This is a genomic window from Streptomyces sp. NPDC051133, assembly GCF_040682635.1.
In the GTDB taxonomy this organism is placed as follows: domain Bacteria; phylum Actinomycetota; class Actinomycetes; order Streptomycetales; family Streptomycetaceae; genus Streptomyces.
Genome location: NZ_JBFBBK010000156.1, coordinates 1 through 3,305, shown reverse-complemented (window position 1 = coordinate 3,305; position 3,305 = coordinate 1). Strand labels below are relative to the sequence as shown.

Below are 3,305 nucleotides of genomic sequence, written 5' to 3'. Positions count from 1 at the left end.
AAGCTGAGAAGGCCCGGATGCGGAGCCAGGTATCGATGGTCGCTGGTGCCCCGGTAGCCGAGGATACGATTGTCTTGGTGGACGAGTCAGGCAACACCGCGTTCAAGTGTGGTCTTCAGTACGGGGCATGCGGCTTGCCAATTGGGGGCCGATGTGCTGTGATCCCGGCAGACGCGGTCCAGATCCTTGGGTGTCTGCTGCAATTGCGTGCGACGGCGCCACCTTCAACCATTGGTGCTCACGTTTGGCGTCCGCCAGCTCGGCATACTGCGGCGCGTAGCTGACCCAGGCCCCGCGCCGCCGGTATTCCCTGCGTACCAGGGGTGTGTTTCACACCGACCGGCAGATGTTGCCGAACTCCTCGCACGTCTGCGCTTGTTCAGCCGAGAGGTCGAGCAGGTAGGGGCGATGGGACAGCATGATCACACCCCCTGCCGCTGGTGTGATCAGCATAGTGCACGCCACTGACAACTCAGAGAACTCCGCCGCTACGCGGCCCCAGGCCAATGATGAGCTAACCCCGCCCAAAAAAGACAGGGCTTACCCTCAAGAGTTCCGGACAAAGAGAGATCCGCGCGGACGTCTTCCGAGACCGCAAGCCTGACATCCGACTGCCCAAGGCATGCTGTCGCTATTGTCGCCGCTCATTAGATATCTTCCTAATGAGGGTTCGATGCGGCACTGTTATTCAGCCACAACGCACTCGCGGACGGCGTGGTGGGCGGTTGTTCTGACTGCCCTCGTCATGGCCTGGGGTATGTCGCCCGTGCCGACCCATGCAAGTGCAGCCGGAGGCATTGCGCCACAGGCGCAGGCGCGGCCATCGGTCCGCGGATCATCAGACATCCACTCGGGCCAGCATGGGCACATGCATGCGAAGCTGTCCGCCCAAGCGCGTGCCGGTCACTACGGCGCCGGCGTTCCGGCTGTAGGGACCGTCCGCACCTGGCCGAGCCTGGACTGGGATTCCCAGGTCGTCCTCAAAGAATTCAAGCTGCGTGCCGTAGGACCGCATGCCGAATTCTGGGTGCGCGCCGACGACATGCGGGTGGCCACTGACGAATGCCGCAGCTCGAACACCGACGACCTCGTGGTCACCGACCAGCAGCTGCGTTACCTAGTGCGGCAGTTCGAGCAGGTGATCCGCCCGCGCGAGGGCAGGGTGTTCGGATTCCCGGCACCGCGCGACGGCAGCAATGCCAAGCCGGACCAGCTCGACCCGCACATCCCTGCCGGCGCCTGGCGCGGCCAGGGCGATCGTGTCGTCGTGTTGGTTGACAACATCCCCTCCGGCGGAGAGTTCCTCGGTGATCTCGTCGACACCGTCGATCGTAACTTTCTCATTGTCCGGGCCTCCACGTGGCTAACCACTCTGGGTGTCCGTCCGCAGAATCTGGCGCTGGACCCGTGTCGCAATCACGAAGGCTTCCCGATCCCACACGAGATCGAAGGCATTCTCGCCCACGAGTACAACCATGTGATCTGGAACAGCAAGGCTGAAGATACCGACGCCCCCAACTGGATCCCCGAGGGGGCCGCCGACTGGGCAGAGTGGTTGGCCGGCTATGTCGACCGGACCAAGGACTCACTGGCCAACCTGACGACCGGGTGCTTCCAGGGCCGCCAGGACGCTGTGATACCGCCCGGCTACAGCGACCCGTTCGGCGCACGCATCGGCGGCCCCGAGAACTCACAGTCCCTCTGGCCCGACCCCGGCCTGAGCAACTTCTGCGATTACGGGGCCGCCGAAACCATGTTCCACCTGCTCGCCGCACGGTACGGGCACGGGTTCGTCCGTGACCTTCTCTTTGAGGGCGGCGGCTCCGGCTTCGACCGGCTCGCGGAAACCCTCGCGCGGCACGGTGTCCACACGAGCCCCTTCACGCTCCTGCGGGACTGGTCCACCTTGGCCGCTCTCGACGGAGTCCTCGATGACGGTGCGAAGCTCACCGGCGCCGATCCACGTCGCTTCGAGTCAAAGGCGCTGCACTCGACGGTCAACCTCGGCACAGGGTTCGCGTACACCCGCCCGGGCGCGCCCCCCAACGGCGCCGACTTCGTGCGCCTTCGTGACGGCGTGGGCCACTATCTCCACGCCGGCGCACTGAAATCACTCAGCTTCGACGCCCCCACCGTCTACCCGCCGCGACCGGTGGAGTGGAGCATTCAAACCAACGGCCGCCCAGCCGGCGACGCCGCCCTGTACTCCGGAGCCGTGGCCGACGAGGTCAACATCGACCGCAGCATCGTGCGACCGGTCACCGTCGACCCGGCCAACCCGACGCTCTCCTTCAACGCCCGCTGGGACATCGAGCCCGGCGACGACATCGGCACCGTCCAGGTCTCCACCGACGGAGGCGCTACCTTCCACTCGCGCCGCAGCGCCGGCATGGTCACCACACTGGCCGGCGACGTCGAGCCCGAGATCGCCGCGGAGCTCCCCGGCTTCAACGGCAGCTCCGGCGGCTGGACCCACCAGAGTATCGACCTGACCGATCTCGCGGGCCAGACCGTGCTGGTGGCCTTCCGCTACGAGACAGACTCCTTCGCCAGCTACCCGGGCATGTGGATCGACAACATCAAGATGGGCAACACGCTCCTCTCCAACGGCTCGGCCCTGAACGGCTGGAAGACCATCAGCGCCTACCAGATCAAGACCATTCCCGGCATCAGTCTGCGGCTCATCGCGTACACAAACGACCACAAGCGCGCGTGGACGGCAGACGTCCCCCTCGGCGCCGCCCATCACGCCGAGCTGAGCGAGGACCAGCTGTACTCCCTGTTGGGGCACAGGGCCGAGACGGTCGCAGCGATCATCGACCACTATGAACCCACCGAGACGATCCAAACGGCCGCGCCCTACCGGCTCACCGTCAACGGCCGGCTCCAGCCCGGCTAATGAAACACCGCACAAGCGCCCCGTCCAGGGCCTTTCCGCACACCGTGCAGGAGGGGCGCTGCGTGGTGGCGGTGGGCCAGCGTGCTGTGCAGCACGCACGTTGATCAGCTGGTAGGTGCTGAGCGGAGCGTAAATCTCCTGTGCGATGCCCGGCCGGGTACGGGCGCGCAGGACACGGCGTCCGAGCATCGCGGGTCTGCTGGGTGGGGCGACTCTCCTGCTTGCGCGGCCGAGTCGGGGCGTGGCCGGGCATGTAGTTCCACCTCGGGCAGATGCGCGCTGATGAGGCGTGGTGGCCAGATGGTGCCGTAGCCGCCGGCCGGGGTGGCCGAGGCGGAGCAGCTCCACTGCGGTTTGCCGGCCACGGCCGAGGTGACGAGTCCCCAGACACGGCCGGGCTGCGATT

1 protein-coding gene is annotated in these 3,305 nt (G+C 66.1%); it reads left to right on the top strand.

Going from position 1 to position 3,305, the window contains the following annotated elements; genetic code table 11:
* Nucleotides 1-868: 868 nt before the first annotated feature.
* Nucleotides 869-2,899: a choice-of-anchor J domain-containing protein gene (locus AB0N17_RS45735; protein ID WP_366017596.1), complete on the top strand. Its 2,031-nt coding sequence runs from the start codon at nt 869-871 to the stop codon at nt 2,897-2,899.
* Nucleotides 2,900-3,305 lie beyond the last annotated feature (406 nt).